The organism is Bradyrhizobium betae (genome assembly GCF_008932115.1).
Taxonomy (GTDB): Bacteria; Pseudomonadota; Alphaproteobacteria; order Rhizobiales; family Xanthobacteraceae; genus Bradyrhizobium; species Bradyrhizobium betae.
This window is the reverse complement of record NZ_CP044543.1, coordinates 831,634-857,131: the sequence shown is the minus strand read 5'-3', so window position 1 is coordinate 857,131 and position 25,498 is coordinate 831,634. Positions and strand designations below refer to the sequence as shown.

25 protein-coding genes are annotated in these 25,498 nt (G+C 64.0%); 15 read left to right on the top strand and 10 right to left on the bottom strand.

Annotation, left to right across the window (positions count from 1 at the left end; all coding sequences use genetic code 11):
• Positions 1-18: 18 nt before the first annotated feature.
• From F8237_RS04310 to F8237_RS36230, 4 genes are all read right to left on the bottom strand, one after another.
• On the bottom strand, positions 19-447 hold the full coding sequence (locus F8237_RS04310; protein ID WP_151642559.1) for a CBS domain-containing protein: 429 nt from the start codon (positions 445-447) through the stop codon (positions 19-21).
• A gap of 180 nt (positions 448-627) precedes the next feature.
• A complete protein-coding gene (gene oxlT / locus F8237_RS04305) occupies positions 628-1,950 on the bottom strand; it encodes an oxalate/formate MFS antiporter (protein WP_151642558.1) in 1,323 nt (440 codons plus the stop codon).
• Positions 1,951-2,208: 258 nt separating this feature from the next.
• The gene (gene oxlT, locus F8237_RS04300; RefSeq protein ID WP_151642557.1) at positions 2,209-3,498 is read right to left on the bottom strand and encodes an oxalate/formate MFS antiporter; all 1,290 of its coding nucleotides are present in this window, start codon (positions 3,496-3,498) and stop codon (positions 2,209-2,211) included.
• A 243-nt stretch (positions 3,499-3,741) separates the two neighbouring features.
• On the bottom strand, positions 3,742-3,879 hold the full coding sequence (locus F8237_RS36230; protein WP_015687321.1) for a hypothetical protein: 138 nt from the start codon (positions 3,877-3,879) through the stop codon (positions 3,742-3,744).
• Between the two features lie 357 nt (positions 3,880-4,236).
• On the opposite strand from F8237_RS36230, the gene F8237_RS04290 reads away from it, so the two are divergent.
• Entirely contained in the window at positions 4,237-5,568 is a 1,332-nt protein-coding gene (locus F8237_RS04290; protein ID WP_151642556.1) for an Hsp70 family protein, read from the top strand.
• Between the two features lie 34 nt (positions 5,569-5,602).
• Here F8237_RS04290 and F8237_RS04285 read toward each other — a convergent pair whose 3' ends face one another.
• Positions 5,603-6,046 carry an SRPBCC family protein gene (locus F8237_RS04285; RefSeq protein WP_151642555.1) on the bottom strand — a complete coding sequence of 148 codons (444 nt, stop codon included), beginning with the start codon at positions 6,044-6,046 and terminating at the stop codon, positions 5,603-5,605.
• 119 nt (positions 6,047-6,165) lie between these two features.
• On the bottom strand, positions 6,166-6,363 hold the full coding sequence (locus tag F8237_RS04280) for a hypothetical protein (RefSeq protein ID WP_151642554.1): 198 nt from the start codon (positions 6,361-6,363) through the stop codon (positions 6,166-6,168).
• Between the two features lie 383 nt (positions 6,364-6,746).
• Between F8237_RS04280 and F8237_RS04275 the strand changes: the two genes are divergently transcribed.
• From F8237_RS04275 to F8237_RS04265, 3 genes are all read left to right on the top strand, one after another.
• On the top strand, positions 6,747-6,956 hold the full coding sequence (locus tag F8237_RS04275) for a cold-shock protein (RefSeq protein ID WP_008134109.1): 210 nt from the start codon (positions 6,747-6,749) through the stop codon (positions 6,954-6,956).
• A 99-nt stretch (positions 6,957-7,055) separates the two neighbouring features.
• Positions 7,056-7,298 (top strand): hypothetical protein, encoded by a 243-nt coding sequence (locus F8237_RS04270; protein WP_015687317.1) that lies wholly within the window; start codon positions 7,056-7,058, stop codon positions 7,296-7,298.
• 54 nt (positions 7,299-7,352) lie between these two features.
• Positions 7,353-7,577, top strand: a complete 225-nt coding sequence (locus F8237_RS04265; RefSeq protein WP_151642553.1) for a hypothetical protein — start codon at positions 7,353-7,355, stop codon at positions 7,575-7,577.
• Positions 7,578-7,604: 27 nt separating this feature from the next.
• On the opposite strand, the gene F8237_RS04260 is transcribed toward F8237_RS04265, so the two are convergent.
• From F8237_RS04260 to F8237_RS04245, 4 genes are all read right to left on the bottom strand, one after another.
• On the bottom strand, positions 7,605-7,787 hold the full coding sequence (locus F8237_RS04260; RefSeq protein WP_151642552.1) for a hypothetical protein: 183 nt from the start codon (positions 7,785-7,787) through the stop codon (positions 7,605-7,607).
• 315 nt (positions 7,788-8,102) lie between these two features.
• Entirely contained in the window at positions 8,103-9,380 is a 1,278-nt protein-coding gene (gene frc, locus F8237_RS04255; protein WP_151642551.1) for a formyl-CoA transferase, read from the bottom strand.
• A gap of 154 nt (positions 9,381-9,534) precedes the next feature.
• On the bottom strand, positions 9,535-11,268 hold the full coding sequence (gene oxc, locus F8237_RS04250; protein WP_151642550.1) for an oxalyl-CoA decarboxylase: 1,734 nt from the start codon (positions 11,266-11,268) through the stop codon (positions 9,535-9,537).
• 62 nt (positions 11,269-11,330) lie between these two features.
• Positions 11,331-12,023, bottom strand: a complete 693-nt coding sequence (locus tag F8237_RS04245) for a GntR family transcriptional regulator (RefSeq protein WP_162006348.1) — start codon at positions 12,021-12,023, stop codon at positions 11,331-11,333.
• Between the two features lie 349 nt (positions 12,024-12,372).
• On the opposite strand from F8237_RS04245, the gene F8237_RS04240 reads away from it, so the two are divergent.
• From F8237_RS04240 to F8237_RS04190, 11 genes are all read left to right on the top strand, one after another.
• Positions 12,373-14,502: an acetate--CoA ligase family protein gene (locus tag F8237_RS04240; RefSeq protein WP_151642549.1), complete on the top strand. Its 2,130-nt coding sequence runs from the start codon at positions 12,373-12,375 to the stop codon at positions 14,500-14,502.
• A 189-nt stretch (positions 14,503-14,691) separates the two neighbouring features.
• Positions 14,692-15,525: an IclR family transcriptional regulator gene (locus F8237_RS04235; RefSeq protein ID WP_151642548.1), complete on the top strand. Its 834-nt coding sequence runs from the start codon at positions 14,692-14,694 to the stop codon at positions 15,523-15,525.
• Positions 15,526-15,629: 104 nt separating this feature from the next.
• Positions 15,630-16,598 carry a Bug family tripartite tricarboxylate transporter substrate binding protein gene (locus F8237_RS04230; protein WP_151642547.1) on the top strand — a complete coding sequence of 323 codons (969 nt, stop codon included), beginning with the start codon at positions 15,630-15,632 and terminating at the stop codon, positions 16,596-16,598.
• A complete protein-coding gene (locus F8237_RS04225; protein ID WP_151642546.1) occupies positions 16,595-17,080 on the top strand; it encodes a tripartite tricarboxylate transporter TctB family protein in 486 nt (161 codons plus the stop codon). Before F8237_RS04230 ends, F8237_RS04225 begins: the two co-directional genes overlap by 4 nt.
• Positions 17,080-18,579, top strand: coding sequence for a tripartite tricarboxylate transporter permease (locus tag F8237_RS04220; RefSeq protein ID WP_151642545.1), 1,500 nt, complete (start codon positions 17,080-17,082; stop codon positions 18,577-18,579). The genes F8237_RS04225 and F8237_RS04220 overlap by 1 nt, the downstream gene beginning before the upstream one ends.
• A 53-nt stretch (positions 18,580-18,632) precedes the next feature.
• Positions 18,633-19,433 (top strand): NYN domain-containing protein, encoded by an 801-nt coding sequence (locus tag F8237_RS04215; protein ID WP_151642544.1) that lies wholly within the window; start codon positions 18,633-18,635, stop codon positions 19,431-19,433.
• An 85-nt stretch (positions 19,434-19,518) separates the two neighbouring features.
• Complete coding sequence (locus tag F8237_RS04210; protein ID WP_151642543.1) at positions 19,519-21,321, top strand: adenine deaminase C-terminal domain-containing protein; 1,803 nt, start codon at positions 19,519-19,521, stop codon at positions 21,319-21,321.
• 152 nt (positions 21,322-21,473) lie between these two features.
• The gene (gcl, locus tag F8237_RS04205) at positions 21,474-23,264 is read left to right on the top strand and encodes a glyoxylate carboligase (protein ID WP_151642542.1); all 1,791 of its coding nucleotides are present in this window, start codon (positions 21,474-21,476) and stop codon (positions 23,262-23,264) included.
• A gap of 11 nt (positions 23,265-23,275) precedes the next feature.
• Positions 23,276-24,061, top strand: a complete 786-nt coding sequence (gene hyi, locus F8237_RS04200; protein WP_151642541.1) for a hydroxypyruvate isomerase — start codon at positions 23,276-23,278, stop codon at positions 24,059-24,061.
• A 12-nt stretch (positions 24,062-24,073) separates the two neighbouring features.
• On the top strand, positions 24,074-24,961 hold the full coding sequence (locus F8237_RS04195; protein WP_151642540.1) for a 2-hydroxy-3-oxopropionate reductase: 888 nt from the start codon (positions 24,074-24,076) through the stop codon (positions 24,959-24,961).
• A gap of 115 nt (positions 24,962-25,076) precedes the next feature.
• Positions 25,077-25,460: a DUF1236 domain-containing protein gene (locus F8237_RS04190; RefSeq protein WP_151642539.1), complete on the top strand. Its 384-nt coding sequence runs from the start codon at positions 25,077-25,079 to the stop codon at positions 25,458-25,460.
• The last annotated feature ends 38 nt before the right edge of the window (positions 25,461-25,498 follow it).

The following is a 25,498-nucleotide window of genomic DNA, read 5'->3' as shown; positions in this document are numbered from 1 at the left end:
GCGAAGGGGCGTGCCGCTTTAGGCTGCTGCCTGCGGCGTGCCGTTGATCGCTTCGTCGACGGCAGCGGCGATGTCGCGCATGCTGATGACGGAGACGAGACTGTAATCGTCGATCACGGGCAGGTGCCGGATGTGATTGCGGTTCATCAGGTGCCGGACGTGCTCGATCGTGTCCGAGGAGGTGCAGGAGACGAGCTGCTGCACCGAGACGAGCTGTGAGACCTTGACGTTGACGCCGTTCGCGCCGTGCTCGGCGACGGCGCGCACCACATCGCGCTCGGTGAACATGCCGACGGCGGTGTTGCCCTCGGAGCGGACCACGTCCTTGACCACCAGCGCGCTGATGTTGTTGGCGCGCATCAGCTTGGCGGCGATACCCACCGTTTCGTTCATTCGCACCGTGACAACGCGCGGTGTCTTCTTGCGCAGAATGTCTCCGACCAGCATTGCAACCTCCCTGGGGTGAATGACGGATCAAGTGTGGTATACATAATGCCAATCGTCAAGCGATCGATTTGGCTGATCCGAAAAATCTTGCGACAGGGCTGCTGACGTTTGTCGTGGCGCCAAAAAGAAAGGGGCGCATCGCTGCGCCCCTTTCTCGGTCATGTCTTGGCGTGTGGCGGCTTACGCCGTCTCGGTCTTGGCGCTGCCGGTCGCGGTGCGGGCGCTCTCGGCCTCCTTGCCGAGGATGAAGGAGCGGCGCAGCGGCTTGATCACGAACAGCGCCATCAATGCTGCCGTCGCGTTCAGCGCCACCGCCACCACGAACACGGCCTTCCAGCCATAGGCGGTCGAGATCACGCTGGCGAGCGGGACGAGCAGGGAGGCCGTTCCCTTCGCGGTGTAGAGCATGCCGTTGTTGGTGGTCGCGTATTTCGAGCCGAAGGTGTCGCCGCAGGTGGCGGGGAACAGCGAGTAGATCTCGCCGAACACGCCGAAATACACCGCCGTCGCGAGCACGAACACGATCGGAACGTGGCCGTAGGCCGACAGCGTCAGCAGCATCACCGCCGCGGTGCCGAACGCGATGAACATGGTGTGCTCGCGGCCAATCGTGTCGGACACCCAGCCGAAGAACGGACGGCCAAAGCCGTCGAAGATGCGGTCGAGCGAGATCGCGAACGTCAAGGCCGCCATCTGGAATCCGGCGAGTGTCACCGGCGTGTCGGCGATCTTGAAGTCGTGCGCGATCGGTGCGATCTGCGCCGCGGTCATCAGGCCGCCGGACGCGACCATGACGAAAACGAGGTACATCACCCAGAAAATAGGGGCGCGCAGCACTTGCGGCGGGGTGAAGTCGATCTTGGTCTGCGGCAGGTTGAGCTGCTTCTTCTTCGGCGGGATCGAAATCCGCGGCGGCTGAATGAAGAAGGCGAGCACGAACACGATCAGGCCCTGGCCGATGCCGAAGGTGAGGAACGCGTGCTGGTAGCCGCTCGATGCGATCATGGTCGCGATCGGCACCACGGTGAGTGCGGCGCCGGCACCGAAGCCGGCGGCGGTTGCGCCGGCAGCAAGACCGCGGCGATCGGGAAACCATTTCAGCGCGTTGCCGACGCAGGTTCCGTACACCGCGCCCGCGCCCATGCCGCCGATGATCGCGGCCGCGTAGAGCAGGGTGAGCGAGTCGGCGTAGGAGTTGAGCACCCAGGACAGCGCGATCATGACGCCGCCGAACATGATGACGATGCGCGGACCGTATTTGTCGACGAACCACGCCTCGACCGGCACCAGCCAGGTCTCGGTGACGACGAAGACGGTGAAAGCGAGCTGGATCGCGGCGCGGCCCCAATGGTGGGCCGCATCGATCGGATCGACGAACAGCGTCCAGCCGTATTGCAGGTTGGCGATCATCGCCATGCAGACGATGCCCATGGCGAGCTGAAACCAACGGAAACCGGTGCGAAGCGGCGCAGCTGTGACGGCGCCATCCGTGCTGGACATCATCAAGACCCTCCCAATGCGCCTGATTTGTCACGACCTGGGATTGCAAGATGACCCAGTGTCGCAAATGTTGTGGCTTATCGTCGCAAGCGCGGCGGGGAGATTGGTATACCATATTCCAGAAGGCAAGCCCTATCTGGGGCTCGCCTCAGAAAATATCCGGTTCCGTTCGGATCCCCGGAATCGAAGGGGTTTCGCGCAAAACGAAACGCCCGGCCACAAGGCCGGGCGTCGCGCTCGAACGGGCTGTGGTGAAGCGCGTCAGGCGGCGGTCGATTTCGCGACCACGATCTTGCGCCAGGGCTTGAGCACCGCGATCGCCAGTGCCGAGGCCAGGATGTTGGCGCCGGCCGCGATGATGAACACGCTGTCCCAGGTGCCCGACGACTGCTGCATGTAGTTCGCGATCGGCACCAGCAGCGCAGCCGTGCCCTTCGCGGTGTAGAGCAGGCCGGCATTGGTGGTCGCGAACTTGGCGCCGAACGTGTCGGTGCAGGTCGAGGGGAACAGCGAGTAGATCTCGCCCCAGGCAAAGAACACGAAGCCCGAGAGCAGCACGAACCAGATCGGATCGTGGCCCCAGAGATAGAGCATCCAGATGCCGAACCCTTCCATGCCGAAGGCGATGAACATCGTGTTCTCGCGGCCGATCATGTCGGAGATCCAGCCGAAGAACGGACGCGTCAGGCCGTTGAGCACGCGGTCGATCGTGGCCGCGAAGGTCACCGCCGTCATGGTCACCGCCATCAGCGTGACCGGCACGTTGTCGACCTTCCAGTCGGCCGCGATCGGCTTCAGATTGGCCGTCACCATCAGGCCGCCGGAGCCGACGATCACGAACATGAAGTACATCAGCCAGAAGATCGGCTGACGCAGCACCTCGGTCGGCTGATAGTTGCGGCGGGTCTGCAGCAGATTGGCGTTCGCCACGACGTTTGGCACCTGGCCTGCTTTCGGCGCCAGCAGGAAGAAGGCGAGGACGCAGATGATGATGCCTTGTCCGAGCCCGAAATAGAGGAAGGTGGTCTGGAAGCCGCTGTCCTTGATCATCGCCTGGATCGGCGCGACGGTCAGCGCGGAGCCCGCACCGAAGCCCGCGGCGGTGATGCCCGCGGCGAGACCGCGCTTGTCCGGAAACCATTTCAGCGCATTGCCGACGCAGGTGCCGTAGACGCCGCCCGCGCCGATGCCCGCGATGATCATGCCGAGATAGTAGCCGTTGAGCGTGGTGGCCTGCGCGTTGATCGCCCAGCCGATGGCGCAGAGCACGCCGCCGACCAGCACGACGAGGCGCGGGCCGTATTTGTCGACGAACCAGCCTTCGATCGGCACCAGCCAGGTCTCGAACAGGACGAAGAGCGTGAAGGCCCACTGGATCGAGGCGCGATCCCAGCCGAACTTCTTCTGGATGTCGGGGACGAAGAACGTCCAGCCGTATTGATAATTGGCGATCATCACCATCGCCGCTACACCGACCGCCAATTGCGCCCAGCGATACGTGTCGCTAACGCGCGCGGCTGTAGGGGCCGTTGCCTGCACCATGTCCGTCATAAAGCCTCCCGTGGCGCCTCTATTTTTTCTTCGAGCGCTGGAGCGGCATTCTTGTATTCATTATGCCAAGGTTCAAGCGCTGGTCCGGTCACCGTGCGCAAATGCCGCAGGACCTTTCCGGCCCGGCTGTGAATCGGACAACGCAAATAGAAATGGCCCCGTCGTGCGGGGCCATTCATCAAAAGTAGTATATCGACGGTCCGGAAACCGGCGCGTCGCGCTCCGCAGTGCGGGCGGCGCTGCTTACAGGCCGAAGCGGGGCAGGTCGCCGTTGTGATTGGAGATTTCGGCGCTCGCCATCAGGAAGCGGTCCACCGCGGCCATGAAGCGCGCGAACAGCGAGGAGGACGGGGCGAGGGCGACGGAAGCGGTCTTGGACATCGGAATTCCTTTCTCGAGACAGTCAGTATTGCTGTCTCATTTCGAAAGGCAATCTACGTATACCAGATGCCAGTGTCTATGCATGCCATTGCATGGCAGCATGCACGCTCCCGCATTGCAGCATAATCATCCGTCAAGGCGGCCGCCTTGGGCCTAAAATAGCTAAGTAACGTCCCGAAACGGCGGATCTGGTGCCGAAACGCCCGGAAAATGCTTCGCGCTCTTGGCTCGCATTGCCAGGATAGGCAACATTTCGGAGCGTCCCTCCGACCGCGCTGCAGCATCTGCGGCCTTGGCAGAGCAGGTCAAAGCCGTTAGTGGTCTGCCCCCTTTTCCAATCAAGCGTCAGAGTGGTTCATGTCGAGCGGTTCGTCCGCTGTCTCGATCGGCATCGATTTCGGGACCAGCAATACGGTCGTCGCGATCGCGGCGGATGACCGCCGGGTCGAGGCCATCCGCTTCGACCATGGCGGCCAGCGGCACAGCGTCTATGTGTCGGCCCTGTGCTTCTGGGAGGACCGGCCGGGAGCCGGCGCCCAGGCCGAAGGCGGCCCGTGGGCGATCGAGACGTTCCTCGAAGGACGCCACGTCTACCGCTTCCTCCAGTCGTTCAAGACCTTCGCCGCGAGCAGCAGCTTCAACACAACGCAGGTGTTCCGGCAGCGCTTCAAGTTCGAGGACATCCTGGCGGCGTTCCTGCGGACACTGGCGCGCCATGGCGGCGACAAATTCAGCTTCGAGACCTCCACCATCACGGTCGGCCGTCCGGTGCGCTTCGCCGGCGGAAATCCCGACGAAGCGCTGGCGATGCAGCGCTACCGGGCCGCGTTCGAGCGTCTCGGCGCCGGCCACGCGCGCTATGTCTACGAACCCGTGGGCGCCGCGTTCTCCTTCGCCCGCCGGCTGGAGCGCGATGCGACCGTGCTGGTCGCGGATTTCGGCGGCGGCACCAGCGATTTCTCGGTGATGCGTTTCTCGCGCACGGGCGGCGTCTTGCGCGCCGAGCCGCTCGGCCATGCCGGCATCGGGATCGCGGGCGACACGTTCGACTACCGCATCGTCGACCACGTCGTCTCGCCGCGGCTGGGCAAGGGCTCCAGCTTCCGTTCGTTCGACAAGGTGCTGCCGGTCCCCACCGGCCACTACACCAACCTCGCGCGCTGGCATCAGCTCGCGATGATGAAGAGCAACGGCGATCTGCGCGAGCTTCGCGAGCTTGCCCGCAGTGCGCTGAAACCGCAGCTGCTCGAGGATTTCATCACCATCGTCGACCTCGACCTCGGCTTCTCACTTTATCGAGCGGTGTCGGATGCCAAGGTCGCGCTTTCGGCAAAGGACGAAGTCGACTTCCGCTTCAAGGGCGGCGGCGTCGACATCGGCGCGGCCATCACGCGAAAGAACTTCGACTCCTGGATCGCCGACGACATCGCCCGGCTGGGGTCCACCGTCGACAAGGTGCTGAACGAAGCCGGCATCACCGCGCGCGAAGTGGAGAAGGTGTTCCTGACCGGCGGGACCTCGTTCGTGCCCGCCGTCCGAAAGCTGTTCGCCGACCGGTTCGGCAACGAACGGCTGATGTCGGGCGACCAGTTCGAATCGATCGCCTACGGGCTCGCGCTGATCGGGCACAGTCCCGATCCGGATCGCTGGACCGCGAGCGGCGGGCTCGAACCGAAGGCGGGCGCGTAGCCTCGGCCGTCCCGACGCTGGCGCCGTCTGGATGTTATTGATTGATCTCGGGCTCGACGAGCCTTGCCAGATTCCGTAGCGATTCCTGCCAGCCGAGATAGCAGGCCTCCGGAGGAATGACGTCCGGGATGCCAGCCTGGGTGATATCAAGCTCGGTGCCGACCGAGACCTTCTTCAGGATCACGGTGACCTCGATCTCGCCGGGCAGGTTGGGATCGTCGAACCTGTCGGTGTAGCGGAGACGTTCGCCGGGGACGAGCTCGAGATATTCACCGCCGAATGAATGGCCGGCGCCCGTCGTGAAGTTGCGGAACGACATCTTGAACGTGCCGCCAACCTTCGGCTCGAGATGATGCACGGTGCAGGTGAAGCCGTTCGGCGGCAGCCATTTCGCCAGTGCGTCCGCTTCGATGAAGGCGCGATAGAGTTTATCCGGGCTGGTGGAGAGAACGCGGTGCAGGCGGACGGTGTTCGGCATGGTGGTCATCCCTGTGACTTGATGGGCCCGACGTTGGCGTCTACGGCCCGTTCATGTCCCGAGGACGATCGAGACGCTGCCGATCCGACACGGCGTCTCAGGTTAGGCGAAAGGCTGCGTCAGGTCGGCGCTCTCAGCCCCGGAGAGCCGATCCATGCTTCGATCTGGATGGCGGTCTCGTCCTGTCGGACCTTTCGCAGCAGCAGCTCGCGGCGACGACCTGGCGGAAGCGTGCGCATCTCCTGGCGCAAGCGTTCGACTTCCTTCGTGAGCCTCTGGCTGAGAGTTTCAGTCTGCTTGAAACGACGCCGTTCCATGGCGCATCTCCCTTGCTGATGAGGCGGGAGCGCAACTAGCGTTCTCATCACCGGTAAAAGCCACATGCCGGGCGGTGATGACAAACCTTAACATGAAACCGGCGTCAGGTCTGTCCACAAGGATACGTTACCAGCCCGGTACCGGTGTGCGGATCTTGCCTCGGCAAGTCTGCCTTGAACCTGCTCGGCCGAGACGCTGCGGCAATTAAGTCTCGGCAAGCCTTGCAAGTAACGCCGGGGAGGTATACCTTAGGGTTGTTCGTTCAGCCGCTGTGCCTTGTTGAATGCGCCCGCGGGCTCCTTTTCCATCGACATCGACGAATTGAATCGGTTCCGCGTGAGTGTCACGCGGAATGCACGCATGTGCGCTTTGGAGAAGAAAAATGCCGACAGGTACAGTGAAGTGGTTTAACGGCCAGAAGGGCTTCGGATTCATTCAGCCCGACGACGGCGGCAACGATGTGTTCGTTCACATCAGCGCGGTCGAGCGTGCTGGTCTGGCGGGTCTCGCCGAGGGCCAGAAGGTCAACTTCGAGGCCAAGACCGACAAGATGCGGGGCAAGGTCAGCGCTGAGAATCTCTCGCTGGCCTAAGCTCTCCAGTGCCGTTTCACGGATGTACTGAAACGGCCATGCGACCCGCTCGATCGTAAGGATTGAGCGGGTTTTGTCCGTTGCTGAACAGGGTGGAAGATGAGCACCAAGAGATCGGCCGGCCCGTCACCCGAAGGCATCGCGCGTTCCGAGCGTCAACGCGCGGCAGCCGAGGAGGGCGCGCGGGCGATGGCGGATGCCGAGCGGCAGTCCTTCGATGTCCGCAAGAACATGGCGCGGCTTCGCGAGTTGCGTGAGGCCAAGGAAATCGCCGATGCAAATCTTCGCGCATCGTTGCCGGCCCCTGTGCCGAAGAAGCGTGCGAAGAAATCGCCGCGATAGTCGCGTTTCATAGCGCCGACGATCATTCCAGGAAGGCCGATCACATGCCAGAGATTGCGGATCGTGCCTAGGATCAAGCCGGATGGCGGCGGCACAATCACCTTCTTCCTCGCGCTGGGCGCGGGTCGACAGACGTGCCGGCTGGCCACCAATTTTCGAACCCAGAAGCAGGCCTTCAGCTACCTCCAGAAATACCGGACGGAGTTCGAGCGTATCGCGCGGATACGACTGGCTTCAGGCGAGCTCGAGGACGGGATCGTCGTGCTCTCGATGCTCTAGGTCGATGTCGCTCGCTCGAAACGCTCGCTATTCGGCGTGACCTTTGGGCTTGGCCTCGCGGGCCAATCGCTCCGCTTTCAGCCGCTCGCGGTTCTCGTTGAAGGAGTGCTGATCCCTGGCATAGTCATTGACCGGCTTCTGCGTCTCGACAGGCTTGAACGCCTTGTTGGCTTCAAGCTTGGCGCGATTGGTGGATTGATCTTTCAACATGTCGTCCTCGACTTGATCGACGAGCGGGGCCTCGACTCTGGCCGGGCAGCGCCTCTCACTATGGACCGGCCTGTCATCATCAAGAAGACAAGGCGGACAATTTCTTCGTTTGTGGGCAGGTTTTTGCGAGGCCGGGTCGCTCGCTGGGTGTGCGGTACGCATTTCCGAGAACGCGCCGGCGAAACGATAACGGCCTGGAACGACTTTTGTTCCCTTGGACGGGTTCTCAAGCCAGTGTTGGTTGGTCCGTTCTCTCTCCGCGCCAACAAAAAGGCCGCCGAATCTGGCGGCCTTTCGTGTCTCTGACAGAGCCGTTTACTCGGCAGCCTGCTTTTGCGGCGGGTCGAGCGCGCCGGACTTGTGGATCTCGGCGACCTGGTGGTCGCTGAAGCCGAGCACCGAGCGCAGGATCTCGTCGGTGTGCTCGCCGAGCAGCGGGGAGCGCTCGACGTCGCTCGGTGAGTCCGACAGCTTGATCGGGTTGCCGACCGAGAGGTACTTGCCGCGGGTGGGGTGGTCGACCTCGACCACCGTGCCGGTCGCGCGCAGCGACTGGTCTTCGGCAAGCTCCTTCATCGACAGGATCGGGCCGCAGGGGATGTCGTCCCTGTTGAGGATTTCCATCGCCTCGAACTTCGTCTTCGTCATCGTCCACTGCTCGATGCGGGCGAAAATCTCGTTTAGCCGCGGCAGGCGCGCCGCCGGCTTGGCGTAGTTCGGATCGGTTTTCCAGGTCGGCTCGCCGATCACGTCGCAGATCTTCTCCCAGACCGGGGCCTGGGTGATGAAGTAGATGTAGGCGTTGGGGTCGGTTTCCCAGCCCTTGCACTTCAGGATGCGGCCGGGCTGGCCGCCGCCGGAATCGTTGCCGGCGCGCGGCACGGCATCGCCGAACGGAATGCCTTCGCCGAACTGGCTGTACTCCTTGAGCGGACCGTGCGCGAGGCGCTGCTGGTCGCGCAGCTTGACGCGGGAGAGGTTGAGCACGCCGTCCTGCATCGCGGCCGTGACGCGCTGGCCCTTGCCCGAGTGGGTGCGATGATAGAGCGCGGTGACGATGCCGAGCGCCAGATGCAGGCCGGTGCCGCTGTCGCCGATCTGCGCGCCGGTGACGAGCGGGAGACCGTCACGGAAGCCGGTGGTGGAGGCGGCGCCGCCGGTGCACTGCGCGACGTTCTCGTAGACCTTGCAGTCTTCGTAGGGGCCGGGGCCAAAACCCTTGATCGAGGCGACGATCATCTTCGGATTGATCGCCTGGATCTTCTCCCAGGGGAAGCCCATGCGATCGAGCACGCCGGGGCCGAAATTTTCGACCAGCACGTCGCACTTCTTGATCAGCTCGGTCAGGACTTCCTTGCCCTTGGGGTTCTTGGTGTCGAGCGTGATCGAGCGTTTGTTGTGGTTGAGCATGGTGAAATACAGGCTGTCCACGTTCGGGATGTCCTGCAGCTGGCCACGGGTGATGTCACCCACGCCCGGACGCTCCACCTTGATCACGTCGGCGCCGAACCAGGCGAGCAGCTGTGTGCAGGTCGGTCCGGACTGGACATGGGTGAAGTCGAGAATGCGAACGCCCTCGAGCGCTTTGGTCATCGTGTTGCTCCTGTTACCACTTTGTTTTCGTAATGCCCGCGAAGGCGGGCATCCAGTATTCGCTGTCGTCTCAGTTGGGCTCAGTGCTCGCCACCCATGTGGTCTGGCGGTTACTGGATTCCCCGCCTGCGCGGGGAATGACCCGGCGGTGGACTTACTTCTTCTTCTGCAGAACGCTCTGCGGATTGAGGTTGCCGATGCGGCCGCTCTCCGAGCCCGCGGCCGGATCGATCACCGCGTTGATGAGCGTCGGCTTGCGTGAGGCCATCGCCTCGTTGACGGCGCGCTTGAGCTCGTCGGGTGAGGTGGCATTCACGCCGACGCCGCCGAAAGCTTCCATCATCTTGTCATAGCGCGCGCCCTTGACGAACACCGTCGTGGCCGGATCTGAATTGGCGCCGTTGACGTCGGTGCCGCGATAGATGCCGTCATTGTTGAAGATGACGACGCAGATCGGCAGATTGTAGCGGCAGATGGTCTCGACCTCCATGCCGGAGAAGCCGAACGCGCTGTCGCCTTCCACCGCGAGCACGGGGTGGCCGGTCTCGAGCGCAGCGGCGATCGCCTGGCCCATGCCGATGCCCATCACGCCCCAGGTGCCGACGTCGAGACGCTTGCGAGGGCGATACATGTCGATGACGCCGCGGGCGAGGTCGAGCGTGTTGGCGCCTTCGTTGACGAGGATCGCTTCGGGATGATCCTTGATCACGTTCTTCAGCACGCCGAGCGCGCCGTGATAGTCCATCGGCGACTTGTTGTTCATCAGCTTCGGCGCCATCTTGGCGACGTTCTCGTCGCGCTTTGACGCGATGGCCTTGGTCCATTCGGCCGGAGGCGCAGTCCAGCCCGCACCGATCGCCTGGTTGAAGGCCGAGACGACCGAGCCGATGTCGCCGACGACGGGCGCGACGATCTCGACGTTGGAATCCATCTCGCGCGGTTCGATGTCGACCTGGATGAATTTCTTGGGCGCTTCGCCCCAGCTCTTGCCCTTGCCGTGCGAGAGCAGCCAGTTCAGCCGCGCGCCGATCAGCATGACGACGTCGGACTCTTTCAGCACGGTCGAGCGGGCGGCACCGGCGCACTGCGGATGCGTGTCGGGGAGGAGGCCCTTGGCCATGCTCATGGGGAGGAAAGGCACGCCACTTGTCTCGACGAAAGTCTTGATCTCTTCGTCGGCCTGCGCGTAGGCCGCGCCCTTGCCGAGGATGATCAGCGGACGCTTGGCGCTCTTGAGCACGTCGAGCGCGCGCTTCACCGAAGCGGGCGAGGGGATCTGCGCGGGCGCAGCATCGATCACCTTGACCAGCGATTTCCGGCCGGCCTCGGCGTCCATCACCTGGCCGAACAGTTTTGCCGGCAGGTCGAGATAGACACCGCCCGGACGACCCGAGACGGCGGCGCGGATGGCGCGGGCAAAACCGATGCCGATGTCCTGGGCGTGCAGCACGCGATAGGCCGCCTTGCACAGCGGCTTGGCGATGGCGAGCTGGTCCATCTCCTCGTAGTCGCCCTGCTGGAGGTCGACGATCTCGCGCTCGGACGAGCCGGACACGAGGATCATCGGGTAGCAGTTGGTGGTGGCGTGCGCGAGCGCGGTGAGACCGTTGAGGAAGCCGGGCGCGGAGACGGTGAGGCAGACGCCGGGCTTCTTGGTGAGATAGCCGGCGATGCCCGCGGCGTAACCGGCGTTCTGCTCGTGGCGGAAGGAGATCACGCGAATGCCGGCGGCCTGCGCCATGCGGCCCAAGTCCGTGATCGGGATGCCCGGCACATTATAGATGGTGTTGATGCCGTTCAGCTTGAGCGCGTCGATGACGAGATGGAAGCCATCCGTCAGTTCCTGCTCGGTGCCCGGTGCCTCGGACTTGGTCGCGGTGTTCAGCATGGGCCTTGTCTCCCTGGTCTCTCAGTACTGGGGCGAGTTTTTCGCCCTTCTGGTGAACGTTGCTAGAAGAGTTCCTGCCCGTGCGCTTCGACGTAAGCGGCAAGGCCAAGGGTGTGGTCGCGGGCGCGCTTCTCGGCGAGTTCGGTATCGCGCGCTTCCAGCGCTTCGATCATGCCGAGATGCTCGGGCAGGGAGGTCGCGGTGCGGTCCTTGCGTCCGATGGTCAGCTGGCGATAGCCACGCACGTGCAGCAGCAGATCGTTGGTGAGATCGACCAGCACGGGCGATTCCGACAGCGAGATCAGCGCCTGATGGAAGGCGATGTTGGCTCGCGAATATTCCTCGACGTGATCCTCAGGCAAACGGTCCTTGCTGAAGTCCTTGAAATAGTCGCGCAGCGCCGTGATGTCCTTTTTGCGCGCGGTGGTGGTGATGAGGCGCGCCGCCATGCTCTCCAGCGCCGCCCAGGCGCGGATCATGTCGACGATCTCGCTCTTGGTCCGGCGCACCACCATGATGCCGCGGCGCGGAACGGTCTTCACGAAGCCGTCCTGCTCGAGCATCGCGATCGCTTCGCGGATCGGCGTGCGGCTGACACCCAGGCGCTCGGACAGCGCGCGCTCGTCGAGCATCACCGGCTCGGGCGTCGAGTAGATGTCCATCTTGAGGATGGCTTCCTTCAAGGCGTCATACGCCTTGTTCTTGAAGCTGCTCTCCGGGGCAATACGAACGATTGCGATATCTGCCTCGGCCATGTTCGGCAACGCCTTGGTTGGTTTCCGCAGTGACACGACGAATCTCCTCCAGTGGGAGTCGTCTTTTACAGGATTATTAACGGGAAAGTTTTTGGCATACCAAATGCCAGAATGTCAAGCTGCCTATTTTTTGCAGCCTTCTAGGGTGCTCCGCAGCTTGACAAGTTGGCTTCTGGCATACCAAATGCCATCGTCAGCCATTTTCGATCCAAGCAGGCGGAGTCATCTCGGGCTTTATGCCACTCCGTTCCGCGACATGGAACAGAGCGCGGCGAATGGCAAGCATGACGGGCCGCCGCAACACGCGCGCGCTTTGAAAAGAACTAACTGAGGTCAAGGGAGAAGCCACATGTCCAATTCCAAAGATGCTGTCCGCAAGGTGCTTGACCAGGTCAAGGCGGACAACCGCACCAGCCTGACGGCCCCGGAAGGCAAGCTGGTCTGCGACGCCTACGGCATTCCGGTGCCGAAGGAGGGCGTGGCGAGGTCGGCGGGCGAGGCCGGCAAGATGGCCTCTTCGATGGGTTTCCCTGTCGTGATGAAGATCGTCTCGCCCGACATTCTGCACAAGACCGAAGCCGGCGGCGTCATCGTCGGCCTCAAGACGGCCGAGGATGCCGAGAAGGCTTACGAGACCATTCTCGGGAACGCCAGGAAATATAGATCCGATGCCAAGATCGAGGGCGTCCAGGTGCAGCAGATGCTGGCCGGCGGCACCGAAGTCATCGTCGGCTCGATCACCGACGGCTCGTTCGGCAAGCTGGTCGCCTTCGGTCTCGGCGGCGTGCTGGTCGAAGTCCTGAAGGACATCACCTTCCGCCTCGCGCCCGCGACCAAGGAAGACGCGCTGTCGATGCTCGACGGCATCCAGGCTCATGAAATCCTCAAGGGTGTTCGCGGCGGCGAGCCGGTGAACCGCACCGCGCTCGCCGACGTCATCGTCAAGGTTTCGCAGCTCGTGACCGATTTCCCCGAGATCGTCGAGCTCGACCTCAACCCGGTGTTCGCGACGGCGAAGGACGCGATCGCCGCCGACGTGCGCATCGTGGTGGACTTCGCCTACAAGCCCAAGCCGAAGCCGCGTCCGACTGAAGAAATCGTCGCGGCCATGAACCGCATCATGCAGCCGAAGGCGGTTGCCGTGGTCGGCGCCTCGGCCGAAGACGGCAAGATCGGCAACTCCGTGATGAAGAACCTCATCAACGGCGGCTACAAGGGCGACATCTATCCGATTCACCCGAAGGCCGCCGAGATCCTCGGCTACAAGGCTTATAAGAGCGTCAAGGACGTGCCGGGCGTGATCGACACCGCCGTGTTTGCGATCCCCGCGAAGTTCGTTGCCGGCGCGCTCGTCGAATGCGGCGAGAAGAAAATCCCGGGCGCGGTCCTGATCCCGTCGGGCTTTGCTGAAGCCGGCGCGCCGGAGCTGCAGGCCGAGATCGTCGAGATCGGCCAGAAGTACAATGTCCGCCTGATGGGGCCGAACATCTACGGCTTCTATTATACGCCAGCCAATCTCTGCGCCACGTTCTGCACCGCCTACGACGTCAAGGGCCATGCGGCACTGTCGTCGCAGTCCGGCGGCATCGGCATGGCCATCATCGGCTTCTCGCGCTCGGCCAAGATGGGCGTGTCGGCGATCGTTGGTCTCGGCAACAAGTCTGATATCGACGAGGATGATCTGCTCGCCTTCTTCGAACAGGATCCGAACACCAACCTGATCGCGCAGCATTGCGAAGACCTCAAGGACGGCCGCGCCTTCGCGGAAGCCGCCAAGCGCGTCTCCAAGAAAAAGCCGGTCATCGTGCTCAAGGCCGGCCGCACCTCGGCCGGCGCCAAGGCGGCGTCCTCGCACACCGGCGCGCTCGCCGGTAACGACAAGATCTACGAGGACGTGCTGGCGCAGTCCGGCGTGATCCGCGCCCGCAGCTTGCGGCAACTGCTCGAATTCGCCCGCGGCGTGCCGGTGCTGCCGACGCCGAAGGGCGAGAACGTGCTGATCATCACCGGCGCGGGCGGCTCGGGCGTGCTGCTGTCGGACTCCTGTGTCGACAACGGCCTGTCGCTGATGTCGATGCCGCCGGATCTGGATGCGGCCTTCCGCAAGTTCATCCCGCCGTTCGGTGCTGCGGGAAATCCTGTGGACATCACCGGCGGCGAGCCGCCGATCACCTACGTCAACACGGTCAAGCTCGGCCTGTCGGACGAGCGGATCCATTCGCTGATCCTCGGCTACTGGCACACCATCGTCACGCCGCCGATGGTGTTCGCCCGCAACATGGTCGAGGTGAAGAAGGAGATGGAGGCCAAGGGCTTCGTGAAGCCGATCGTCGCCTCGCTCGCTGGCGACGTCGAGGTCGAGGAAGCCGCCGAATATCTCTACCAGAACGGCATCCCGGCCTATGCCTACTCGACCGAGCTGCCGGTCGAGGTGCTAGGTGCCAAGTACAAATGGGCGCGCGGGGCAGGGTTGCTCTGAGCTGCTACTTCACCTCTCCCCGCGTGCGGGGAGAGGTCGAATTCGAGCGAAGCTCGAATTCGGGTGAGGGGGACTCTCCACGAGTCAGACTGTCACCGTCCTTGCGGAGACTCCCCCTCACCCTGACCCTCTCCCCGCAAGCGGGGAGAGGGAAAAAAGATAGGGAGAGGTGAGAAAAGTCAGGTCGCGATGAGCAAGAACGTGATCCGGCGCAAATCGCTCGAGCCTCGATCTTCGTCGGACGCCGATCGCGACGGCGGCGTGCAGTCGGTCGACCGCGCGCTGTCGATCCTCGAGACACTGTCCGAAGACGACGAAGGCTATCGTCTCAGCGATCTCGCCGTCCGCACCGGACTGTCGGCCTCCACCGTCCACCGCCTGCTGGCGACGCTCGAGAGCCGCCGTTTCGTCCAGTTCGACCGCGCCGAATCCAAATGGCATGTCGGCGTGCGCAGCTTCACGGTGGGTGCGAGCTTCGCGCGGCGGCGCAATTTCTCGGCGCAGGCGATTCCCTATTTGCGTAAGCTGCGCGATCTCACCCGCGAGACCGCCAACCTCGCCATGGTCGACGACGAATTCATCATCATGCTGACCCGGATGGAGAGCCGCGAGATCATGCGCTCGCTGACCCAGGTCGGCGGCCGCGTCGCCATGGTGACGTCGGGCGTCGGCAAGGCGGTGCTCGCGACCTATTCCGACGCGGATGTCGGCGCGGTCATCCGTCATCACGGCATGCCCAGGCTGACCGAGAAGTCGATCGTGCGGCCGAGCGACCTGTTCAAGGAGCTCGAGAAAATCCGCAAGCAGGGCTACGCGCTCGACGATGAAGAGGCTTGCATGGGCCTGCGCTGTATTGCCGCAGTGGTCTACAACGACTGTGCCGAGCCGCTCGCGGCGATTTCCGTCTCCGGCATGACCAGCCGCATGACCGACGACCGATTGCCGGAAATCGGCCAGATCGTGCGCGAAGTCGCAGGCGAGCTGACGGTCGCGCTTGGCGGAAGGATGCCGGCTTCCGGCTAGCTTGGAACACAGGCCTGTCGCTGGACAGCATCGGCTATTTTGGCTGATATGCGACCAAACGACACAATGCGGCGAGCGTCCGCACGAGCCTGGAGAATGCCCTCATGTTTCAGTTTCCCGCGCGCCTTGTCGGCGCGGCCGTCGCGTTGACCGTTGCCATGGGCATGCCGGCCTTGGCCCAGCAGCTCGAGCTGAAGCTGATGGCGCCGGCGGCACCGGGCGGTGGCTGGGACCAGACCGCGCGTTCGATGCAGCAGGCGCTGGTTGCCGCGGGTGTTGCGCGCAGCGTGCAGGTCGTCAACGTTCCCGGCGCCGGCGGCAGCGTCGGCATCGCCCAGTTCGTCAACGGTGCCAAGGGTGACGGCAACCAGCTCATGGTCAACGGCTTCGTCATGGTGGGTGCGCTCGCCATGAACAAATCGCCCGTCACCCTCGATCAGGTGACGCCGATCGCGCGCCTGACCGAGGAAATCCAGGTGATCGTGGTCCCCGCGAATTCGCCGATCAAGACCGCGCAGGATCTGGCTGCCGCGGTGAAGGCCGATATCGCCAAGGTGACCTTCGCCGGCGGCTCGGCCGGCGGTGTCGATCATGTGATGGCGGCGTTGTTCGCCGGCGCCGTGGGCGCCGACGCCAAGAAGATCAACTACATTCCGTTCTCCGGCGGCGGCGAGTCGCTCGCCGCGATCCTCGGCGGCAAGGTCACCGCGGGTATTTCGGGGCTCAGCGAATATGACGGGCAGATCAAGTCCGGCAAGCTGCGCGCGATCGGCGTGACCTCGGAGAAGCGCATCCCAGGCAGCGACATCCCGACCTTCAAGGAGCAGGGCATCGACCTCGTGATCGCCAATTGGCGCTCGGTGGTCGCGCCTCCCGGCATCACGCCGGAGCAGCGCAAGACCCTGAGCGATGCGGTCGAGAAGATGGTGAAGTCGGACGCCTGGAAAGAAATCCTCAAGCAGAAGGGTTGGGAAGACGCCTATCTCGGCGGCGACGCCTTCGCCGACTTCCTGAAGAAGGAAACGGTGCGCGTCACCGACGTGCTGAGGTCGGTCGGCCTCGTCAAGTCATGACCTCAGGCGATCCCGCCCAGCCGCCGCGGCGCGTCGATCGCGCCGGCATCGTCATCGCTGCGTTGCTCGCCGCGCTCGCCGCGGTGCTGGTCTGGGATGCGCACGGTCTGCAATCCACGACGATGTACGGGATGGGGCCCGAGGCGATGCCGGTCGTGATCGCCTGCGGTCTCGCGCTGCTCGCGATCGGCAACTTCGTCGACGCGCTGCGCGGCAATTTGCCGGCGCGCGAGAGCGCCGATCCCGTGCCGGTGGTTTTGATCCTCGTCGGCCTTGCGCTGCTGATCGCCATCATCGGCCTCGGCGGCGGCTTCATCCTGGCGACGTCGGCGCTGTTCGTGACGACGTCGGCGGCGTTCGGGCGCCGTGCCATCCTTGTCGACTCCATCATCGCCCTCGTGATGTCGACCCTGATTTATCTCGCGTTCGACCGGCTGTTGACGCTGAGCCTCCCGACCGGCCCGCTGGAGCGACTGCTGTGATGGACACTTTTGCGGCGCTGGCGCATGGCATGGCGGTCGCCGTCCAGCCGATGAACCTGCTCTATGCGCTGATCGGCGTGTTCCTCGGCACCGCCGTGGGCGTGCTGCCCGGCATCGGCCCGGCGCTGACCGTCGCGCTGCTGCTGCCGGTGACGTACAAGCTCGACCCCGGCGGTTCGCTGATCATGTTCGCCGGCATCTATTACGGCGGCATGTATGGCGGATCGACCACCGCGATCCTGATCAATACGCCCGGCGAGAGCGCCTCGATGGCGACCGCGCTCGAAGGCAACAAGATGGCCAAGGCCGGCCGCGGCGGGCCGGCGCTCGCGACCTCGGCGATCGGCTCCTTCGTCGCCGGCACCATCGCCACCATTGGTCTTGCGTTCCTCGCGCCGTGGCTGGTCGATTTCGCCGTGCGCTTCGGACCTGAGGACTATTTTGCGCTGATGTGCGTCGCCTTCGTCACGGTGTCGGCGACCTTCGGCGATTCCCCGGTCCGCGGCCTCACCAGCCTGTTCATCGGTTTGACGCTCGGCCTCGTCGGCATCGACAAGCTGACCGGTCAGGCGCGGCTTGCGTTCGGTGTCCCTGAATTGCTCGACGGCGTCGAGGTGACGACCCTCGCGGTCGGCCTGTTCGCGCTGGGGGAGGCGCTCTACGTCGCATCGCGTCGTCACCACACTGAGGAAAAGCTCGAGCCGGTGCGCGGTTCGCTGTGGATGACCAGGGAAGACTGGAAACGGTCGTGGAAGCCATGGCTGCGCGGCACGATGTTCGGCTTTCCGATCGGCGCGCTGCCGGCGGGCGGCGCGGAGATCCCGACCTTCCTGTCCTATTCCTGCGAGAAACGGCTGACCAAGTACCCGGAAGAATTCGGCAAGGGTGCGATCGAAGGTGTCGCGGGGCCGGAAGCCGCGAATAACGCCTCCGCCGCCGGCACGCTGGTGCCGTTGCTGACGCTCGGGCTGCCGACCTCGGCAACCGCCGCGATGATGCTGGCGGGTTTCCAGCAATACGGACTCAATCCGGGGCCGCTGCTGTTCGCCGAGCGGCCGGACCTGGTGTGGGGCCTGATCGCAAGCCTGTTCATCGCCAATTGCATGCTGCTCGTGCTCAACCTGCCGCTGGTCGGCCTGTGGGTGCGGCTGCTCGCGATCCCGCAGCCCTGGCTCTATGCCGGCATCCTCGTGTTCGCGACCATGGGCACCATCGCGGCAAAGCCGTCGGTGGTCGAATTGTCGATGCTGGCCGGCTTCGGCGTGCTCGGCTTCCTGATGCGCCGGTTCGATTTTCCGATCGCGCCCGTCGTCGTCGGCCTGATCCTCGGCCCGATCGCCGAGAGCCAGTTGCGCCGCGCGCTCGCGATCAGCCTCGGCGATCCCATGACGCTGCTCCAGAGCCCGATCTCGGCGACGCTGCTCGGCCTCGCGCTGATTGCACTGCTGGCCCCATTCGTGCTGAAGGGGATGGGACGCTTCAAGGCGAACGAGGACTAGCCGTCGCTGCGCTCGCGTCGTCTAATGCTGCGTCAATCTCCTGGGGAAATGCCATGCCGTCGGAACTTCGCTCGCCCCGTCTCGCCGTCCTGATCGATGCTGACAATGCTTCCGCGAAAATCGCGGATGGGCTGTTCGAGGAGATTGCCAAGATCGGCGAGGCCAGCGTTCGCCGCATCTACGGCGACTTCTCCAATGCGCGATCGAAGGGTTGGGCCGACATCCTGTCGAAACACGCCATCATCCCGCAGCAGCAGTTCGCCTATACGACGGGAAAGAATGCGTCCGACATAACCCTGGTCATTGACGCCATGGACCTGCTTCATAGCGGCCGCTTCGATGGCTTCTGCCTGGTGTCCTCCGACAGCGACTTTACCCGTCTGGCCGCCCGCATCCGGGAGCAGGGCGTCGACGTCTTCGGGTTCGGCGAGCAGAAGACGCCGGAAAGCTTCCGGCAGGCCTGCCGGAGGTTCGTCTACACCGAGAATCTGCTTGCTGTCCCGGCGAACACCCAGGATGCCGCCTCGAGGTCGCCGCTGCTTCAACCCCCTGACGCAGCCATCCCCATGATCAAGAAAGTCATCGCCCAGATGGAAAGCGAAGACGGATGGGTCTCTCTCGGGGAAGTCGGAAAAGGGTTGACCAACCTCGCCCCCGATTTCGATTCGAGAACCTACGGCTCCCGCAAGCTGAGCGATCTTGTGCGAAAGACAAATTCCTTCGAGATCGATGAATCCAAGGGCCGGTCGATGCGGATTCGGGTCAAGCCCACTGCCGCACCATCGCCAAGACGGCGGAACCCGCGCAGACCTGCAAAGGCGGTCACGGCTGGCGGTTCGGCGCCTAAGGCCTGAGCAGGGCGTGCCGCTATATTTGCGCTTGCCCGGTTGAGTGCAGGGCGTAACCATCGCCTGGCTGTAACGCCACGCGAGGGTCCCGATGACAAAACTTACCCGCTTCGCCGTCGCACCGCTGCATGCGATGACCCGGCGCCTGGCCGATGCCGCGTCCGCGCGCGTCGCGCCGGATCTCGTCCTCACGGGTGCACGGGTGCTCTCGACCTATTCAGAGCGCATCCACGCCAACCGCGAGGTCTGGATCACCGGCGGCCGCATTGCTGCGGTGAAGCCGGCCGGGGCGGCGAAGAAGGTCTGGCGCGATGTTCCGCTCTACGACGCGGCCGGCGGCATTGTCGCGCCGGGCCTGGTCGACCCGCACATCCACATCGAATCCTCGATGGTGACGGCCTGCGCCTATGCGGAGGCCGCCCTTCTCAACGGTACCACCACGATCTTCTGCGACAGCCACGAGATCGGCAACGTCATGGATGTCGCCGGCGTGGAGGCAATGCTGGAGGACGCGCGCGAGGCGCCGCTCTCGATCTTTCTGACGGTGCCGTCGACTGTTCCGGCGACCTCGGCCGAACTGGAGACGGCGGGCGGCGATCTCACGCCTGACAAGATCGCCGGCCTGTTCGACCGCTGGCCTGAGGCGGTGGCGCTCGGCGAGAAGATGGATTTCGTGCCGGTGACGATGAGCGACGAGCGCAGCCACGCGATTCTCGCTGCTGCCTTGAAGCGGGGGCGGCCGGTGTCCGGCCACGTCTACGGCCGCGAATTCGTTGCGGCCTATGCGGCATCAGGCGTCACCGACACGCACGAGGCGATCGACCGCGATATCGCCGACGATCTGCTCGATGCCGGCGTCTGGGTGTTTCTGCGCGGCGGGCCGCCGACCACGCCCTGGCATTCGCTGCCACAGGCGATCCGTACCATCACCGAGCTCGGCGCCTCGCACAAGCGCACCGCCGTGTGCACCGACGACCGAGATGCCGACGACCTCCTGCTGTTCGGCCTCGACTGGGTGGTGCGCGAGGCGGTGAAGGCCGGAATGTCGCCGGAGCAAGCTTGGTCGATGGGCTCGCTGCATGGCGCGACGCGCTTCGGCATGGACGGCAATATCGGCGGGCTCGGCGGAGGTCGCCGCGCCGATCTCGTGCTGATGGACGATCAGTTCAAGCCGCAATGCACCTGGTACGGCGGCGAGCTGGTGGTCGAGCACGGCAAGATCACGCCGCGTCTCGATCAGGCGCTGTCGCAGCGCTATCAATACCCGAAGGCGGCCTATGCGACGGTGAAGCTGCCGGACAAGATGAAGCTGACGCCGGAGTTGCCGGCGAAGGCCTGCACGGTCAACGCCATCAAGACCGCGTTGCCGGGGATCACGCTGATCCATGAGAAGGTCGCGGTCGAACCGGCCAAGGACTGGCCGTCGCTGTTTGAACGGTACGGCCTGTGCTTCGTGACGGTGGTCGAGCGCCACGGCAAATCGGCCGGCAACGTCGCTCATGGCCTGCTCAGGGATTTTGGCCTGAAGCGCGGCGCGGTCGCCTCCAGCGTCGGCCACGACAGCCATAACATCATCGTTGCCGGAACCAACGAGCCGGATATGCATGTGGCGATCGCTGCCATCAAGCAGCATCAGGGCGCGGTCTGCGTCGTCGCCGACGGCGAGGTGAGGGCGCTGGTGCCGCTGCCGATTGCCGGCCTGCTCTCCGACAAACGCGTCACGGAGGTCGCCGAAGAGGTCAAGGTGCTGAAGAAGGAATGGACGGAAGCCGGCTGCACCATCCCCTACATGGGGTTCAATTTGATTCCGCTATCGGTCATTCCGGAAATTCGCATCACCGACAAGGGTCTCGTGCTGGTCCCGCAGATGGAGCTTGTGCCGCTGTTCGAGTGATCCGCTTTCACGGATGTCTCGACCTAACCGACTGAGGCCGCCGCGTTTTTTCCACGGCTGCCGCATCGTGGAAAATAAAACCGATCTCGTTGAGATCGGCTTCCGTGCGCCTGATGATCTCGCTCGCTGACGCAACCTGAGCGAGGTCCGATATGGCGAAGATGCGAGCTATCGATGCGGCCGTGCGAATTCTGGAGAAGGAGGGCATCTCGACGGCCTTCGGTGTTCCCGGGGCCGCGATCAACCCGCTTTACTCGGCGCTGAAGAAGCGCGGTTCGATCCGCCACATCCTGGCGCGGCATGTCGAGGGCGCCTCGCACATGGCCGAGGGCTATACGCGGGCCAAGGCCGGCAATATCGGCGTCTGCATCGGCACGTCGGGGCCAGCCGGCACCGACATGATCACCGGGCTCTATTCGGCGATCGCCGACTCCATTCCGATCCTTTGCATCACCGGGCAGGCGCCGCGGGCGCGGCTCTACAAGGAAGACTTCCAGGCGGTCGACATCGAGTCGATCGCAAAGCCCGTTACCAAATGGGCGGTGACGGTGCGCGAACCGGCGCTGGTGCCGCGGGTGTTCAGCCAGGCGTTTCACGTCATGCGTTCGGGGCGGCCGGGGCCGGTGCTGATCGACATGCCGCTCGACGTGCAGCTCGCCGAGATCGAGTTCGACGACGAGACCTACGAGCCGCTGCCGGTCTACAAGCCGGCGGCGACGCGCAAGCAGGTCGAGAAGGCCTTGGAAATGCTGAATGCGGCCGAGCGGCCGCTGATCGTGGCGGGCGGCGGCGTCATCAACGCCGATGCCTCGGAGTTGCTGGTGGAGTTCGCCGAGATCGCGAACGTGCCGGTGGTGCCGACGCTGATGGGATGGGGTGCGATCCCCGACGATCACGTGCTGATGGCCGGCATGGTCGGCCTTCAGACCAGCCACCGCTACGGCAACGCCACCATGCTCGAATCCGATTTCGTGCTCGGCATCGGCAATCGCTGGGCCAACCGTCACACCGGTTCGGTCGAGACCTACACCAAGGGCCGTACCTTCGTGCATGTCGACATCGAACCGACCCAGATCGGGCGCGTGTTCAATCCTGATCTCGGCATCGTCTCGGACGCCAAGGCGGCGCTCGAGCTCTTCGTCACCGTCGCCAGGGAGTGGCGCCGGTCAGGGAGGCTGCGCGAGCGCCAGGCGTGGCCCGCTGCCTGCCGCGATCGCAAGAAGACGATGCTACGCAAGAGCCATTTCGACAATGTGCCGATCAAGCCGCAGCGCGTCTACGAGGAGATGAACAAGGCGTTCGGCCGCGACACCACCTATGTCACGGTGATCGGCCTGTCGCAGATCGCGGGTGCGCAATTCCTCGGCGTCTACAAGCCGCGCCACTGGATCAATGCCGGGCAGGCGGGTCCACTCGGCTGGACGCTGCCGGCGGCGCTCGGCGTGCGCGCGGCGTGCCCTGATCGCGACATCGTCGCGCTGTCGGGCGATTACGACTTCCAGTTCCTGATCGAGGAGCTCGCGGTCGGGGCGCAGTTCAATCTGCCCTACATCCACGTCGTCGTGAACAATTCCTATCTCGGTCTGATCCGTCAGGCCCAGCGCGGCTTCGACATGGACTATCACGTCCAGCTTTCCTTCGAGAACATCAATGCGCCCGAGCTCGGCGGTTATGGTGTCGATCATGTTGCCGTCGCCGAAGGCCTCGGGTGCAAGGCGATTCGCGTCACCGACCCCAGAGACTCCCGGGCGGCGTTCGCGACCGCGCGCGAATTGATGGCGAAGCACCGTGTGCCCGTGGTGGTCGAGTTCATCCTCGAACGCGTCACCAACATCGCCATGGGCACGGAGATCGACAACATCGTCGAGTTCGAGGAGGTGCTGGACCTGGCTCTCGACGGGGTCGGGACCATCAGGCCCGGCGTGCTTCAGCCGGCGGAATAGGGGTCAGCATCATGCCGAAATTCGCCGCCAACCTCACCATGCTCTTCAACGAGATGCCGTTCATCGACCGCTTTGCCGCGGCGAAAGCGGCGGGCTTTGCCGGGGTCGAGTATCTCTTTCCCTATGATTTCGACAAGGCGCAGTTGCGCGAGCAGCTCGGGGCTCACGGGCTGACGCAGGTGCTGCACAATCTGCCGGCGGGCAATTGGGCCAATGGCGAGCGGGGCATCGCGATCCTGCCTGATCGCACCGCCGAATTCCGCGACGGTGTGTTCCGCGCCATCGATTACGCCAAGGCGCTCGACTGCGAGCAGCTCAACTGCCTCGTCGGCATCGCGCCTGTCGATGCCGATCCGCGCGAGCTTCAGGAGACGCTGGTTGGTAATTTGCGTTTTGCGGCCTCGACGCTGGCGCGCGAAAACATCAGGCTACTGGTCGAGCCGATCAACACGCTCGACATTCCCGGCTTCCACCTGAGCGGCACCGAGCAGGCAGTGCAACTGATCTCCGAGGTGCGGTCGAACAATCTATTCATTCAGTACGACATCTATCACATGCAGATCATGGAGGGCGATCTCGCCCGTACCATGCAGGAATATCTGCCGCAGATTGCGCACATCCAGCTTGCCGACAATCCCGGGCGCAACGAGCCCGGCACCGGCGAGATCAACTATCCCTTCCTGTTCCGCCATCTCGACGCGATCGGCTATCGCGGCTGGATCGGCTGCGAATACAAGCCGCGCACCACGACGCTGGAAGGTCTGTCATGGCACGCAGCGCAGACATTCGAGACCTGAGGACATCTGATCATGATCGACATCGGCTTCATCGGACTTGGCACCATGGGACGGCCGATGGCCGGTCATCTCCTGGCCGCAGGCCATCGTGTTCTCCTGCATGACGTCATGCCTGTTGCCCCTGAGCTGATCGCTGCCGGCGGCGTACCCTGCAAGTCGGGCAAGCGGGTCGCGGAGGAGGCGGATGCCGTCATCATCATGGTGCCGGATACGCCGCATGTCGAGGCGGTGCTGTTCGGCAAGGACGGGGTCGCGAGCGGCATTTCCAGGGGCAAGATCGTCGTCGACATGAGCTCGATCTCGCCGCTGGCGACCAAGGAGTTCGCCAGGAAGATCGAGGCGCTCGGCGCCGACTATCTCGACGCGCCGGTGTCCGGCGGGGAGGTCGGCGCCAAGGCTGCAAGCCTCACCATCATGGTCGGCGGGCCTGAGCGGGCTTTCAACACCATGAAGCCGATCTTCGACAGAATGGGCAAGAACGTCACGCATGTCGGCTCCAATGGCGACGGCCAGACCACGAAGGTCGCCAACCAGATCATCGTCGCACTGACCATCGAGGCGGTCAGCGAAGCGCTGTTGTTCGCATCCAAAGCCGGGGCCGACCCAGCGCTGGTGCGCAAGGCGTTGATGGGAGGGTTCGCATCCTCGCGTATCCTCGAGGTGCATGGCGAGCGCATGGTGAAGCGTAATTTCGAGCCCGGCTTCCGCTTCGAGCTGCACCAGAAGGATCTCAACCTCGCGCTCGAAGGCGCTCGCGCGCTCGGCCTGTCGTTGCCGAGCACGGCGTTGGCGCAGCAATTGTTTTCATCCTGCACCGCGCATGGCGGCAAGGGCTGGGATCACTCGGCGATGGTACGGGCGCTGGAACTGATGGCGGGGCACGAGATCGCCGCGACCTGAACCGTTACGCGGTAACACTCTTTCGGCAGTGGTGCATTTTTCGTCGCGGGGGAACTGGAACAATGGTCCGGTCCCGTGGTTGAAGGCGCATCAACAAACACTGGAGAGTGTGGACATGAAGACCCGTCTTGCAATTTCGTTGGCTGCCGTGTCGCTGCTGTTCTCGAGCGCAGCCTTTGCCCAGTCGACGACCGAACAGGGCGCCAGGGACGGCGCGCGCGCGGGCGGCGACATCGGCGGTCCGGTCGGGGCGATGGTCGGCGGCACCGTGGGTGCGGCTGTCGGCGCGGGCCTGGAAATCCCGAACGCGATCCTCGGCGGAATCCCACGCTCCGACTCTGTCGTGGTGGAGGAGCGCGTCGTGGTCGGCGAGCCGTTGCCCGCGACTGTGGTGCTGCGTCCCGTGCCGAATTACACCGAGTATCGCTATGCTGTCGTGAACGATCGCCGCGTGATCGTCGAGCCGCGTACGCGCCGTGTCGTCAAGATCATCGACTGATCGGCAGGCCGAACTTAAAGGGCCGGGCCCTGCGGAGT

What these genes read in the sequence shown, in the direction of transcription:
- F8237_RS04310 (WP_151642559.1), bottom strand. Translation starts at nt 447, where the DNA reads ATGCTGGTCGGAGACATTCTGCGCAAGAAGACACCGCGCGTTGTCACG.
- oxlT (WP_151642558.1), bottom strand. Translation starts at nt 1,950, where the DNA reads ATGATGTCCAGCACGGATGGCGCCGTCACAGCTGCGCCGCTTCGCACC.
- oxlT (WP_151642557.1), bottom strand. Translation starts at nt 3,498, where the DNA reads ATGACGGACATGGTGCAGGCAACGGCCCCTACAGCCGCGCGCGTTAGC.
- F8237_RS36230 (WP_015687321.1), bottom strand. Translation starts at nt 3,879, where the DNA reads ATGTCCAAGACCGCTTCCGTCGCCCTCGCCCCGTCCTCCTCGCTGTTC.
- F8237_RS04290 (WP_151642556.1), top strand. Translation starts at nt 4,237, where the DNA reads ATGTCGAGCGGTTCGTCCGCTGTCTCGATCGGCATCGATTTCGGGACC.
- F8237_RS04285 (WP_151642555.1), bottom strand. Translation starts at nt 6,046, where the DNA reads ATGCCGAACACCGTCCGCCTGCACCGCGTTCTCTCCACCAGCCCGGAT.
- F8237_RS04280 (WP_151642554.1), bottom strand. Translation starts at nt 6,363, where the DNA reads ATGGAACGGCGTCGTTTCAAGCAGACTGAAACTCTCAGCCAGAGGCTC.
- F8237_RS04275 (WP_008134109.1), top strand. Translation starts at nt 6,747, where the DNA reads ATGCCGACAGGTACAGTGAAGTGGTTTAACGGCCAGAAGGGCTTCGGA.
- F8237_RS04270 (WP_015687317.1), top strand. Translation starts at nt 7,056, where the DNA reads ATGAGCACCAAGAGATCGGCCGGCCCGTCACCCGAAGGCATCGCGCGT.
- F8237_RS04260 (WP_151642552.1), bottom strand. Translation starts at nt 7,787, where the DNA reads ATGTTGAAAGATCAATCCACCAATCGCGCCAAGCTTGAAGCCAACAAG.
- frc (WP_151642551.1), bottom strand. Translation starts at nt 9,380, where the DNA reads ATGACCAAAGCGCTCGAGGGCGTTCGCATTCTCGACTTCACCCATGTC.
- oxc (WP_151642550.1), bottom strand. Translation starts at nt 11,268, where the DNA reads ATGCTGAACACCGCGACCAAGTCCGAGGCACCGGGCACCGAGCAGGAA.
- F8237_RS04245 (WP_162006348.1), bottom strand. Translation starts at nt 12,023, where the DNA reads ATGGCCGAGGCAGATATCGCAATCGTTCGTATTGCCCCGGAGAGCAGC.
- F8237_RS04240 (WP_151642549.1), top strand. Translation starts at nt 12,373, where the DNA reads ATGTCCAATTCCAAAGATGCTGTCCGCAAGGTGCTTGACCAGGTCAAG.
- F8237_RS04235 (WP_151642548.1), top strand. Translation starts at nt 14,692, where the DNA reads ATGAGCAAGAACGTGATCCGGCGCAAATCGCTCGAGCCTCGATCTTCG.
- F8237_RS04230 (WP_151642547.1), top strand. Translation starts at nt 15,630, where the DNA reads ATGTTTCAGTTTCCCGCGCGCCTTGTCGGCGCGGCCGTCGCGTTGACC.
- F8237_RS04225 (WP_151642546.1), top strand. Translation starts at nt 16,595, where the DNA reads ATGACCTCAGGCGATCCCGCCCAGCCGCCGCGGCGCGTCGATCGCGCC.
- F8237_RS04220 (WP_151642545.1), top strand. Translation starts at nt 17,080, where the DNA reads ATGGACACTTTTGCGGCGCTGGCGCATGGCATGGCGGTCGCCGTCCAG.
- F8237_RS04215 (WP_151642544.1), top strand. Translation starts at nt 18,633, where the DNA reads ATGCCGTCGGAACTTCGCTCGCCCCGTCTCGCCGTCCTGATCGATGCT.
- F8237_RS04210 (WP_151642543.1), top strand. Translation starts at nt 19,519, where the DNA reads ATGACAAAACTTACCCGCTTCGCCGTCGCACCGCTGCATGCGATGACC.
- gcl (WP_151642542.1), top strand. Translation starts at nt 21,474, where the DNA reads ATGGCGAAGATGCGAGCTATCGATGCGGCCGTGCGAATTCTGGAGAAG.
- hyi (WP_151642541.1), top strand. Translation starts at nt 23,276, where the DNA reads ATGCCGAAATTCGCCGCCAACCTCACCATGCTCTTCAACGAGATGCCG.
- F8237_RS04195 (WP_151642540.1), top strand. Translation starts at nt 24,074, where the DNA reads ATGATCGACATCGGCTTCATCGGACTTGGCACCATGGGACGGCCGATG.
- F8237_RS04190 (WP_151642539.1), top strand. Translation starts at nt 25,077, where the DNA reads ATGAAGACCCGTCTTGCAATTTCGTTGGCTGCCGTGTCGCTGCTGTTC.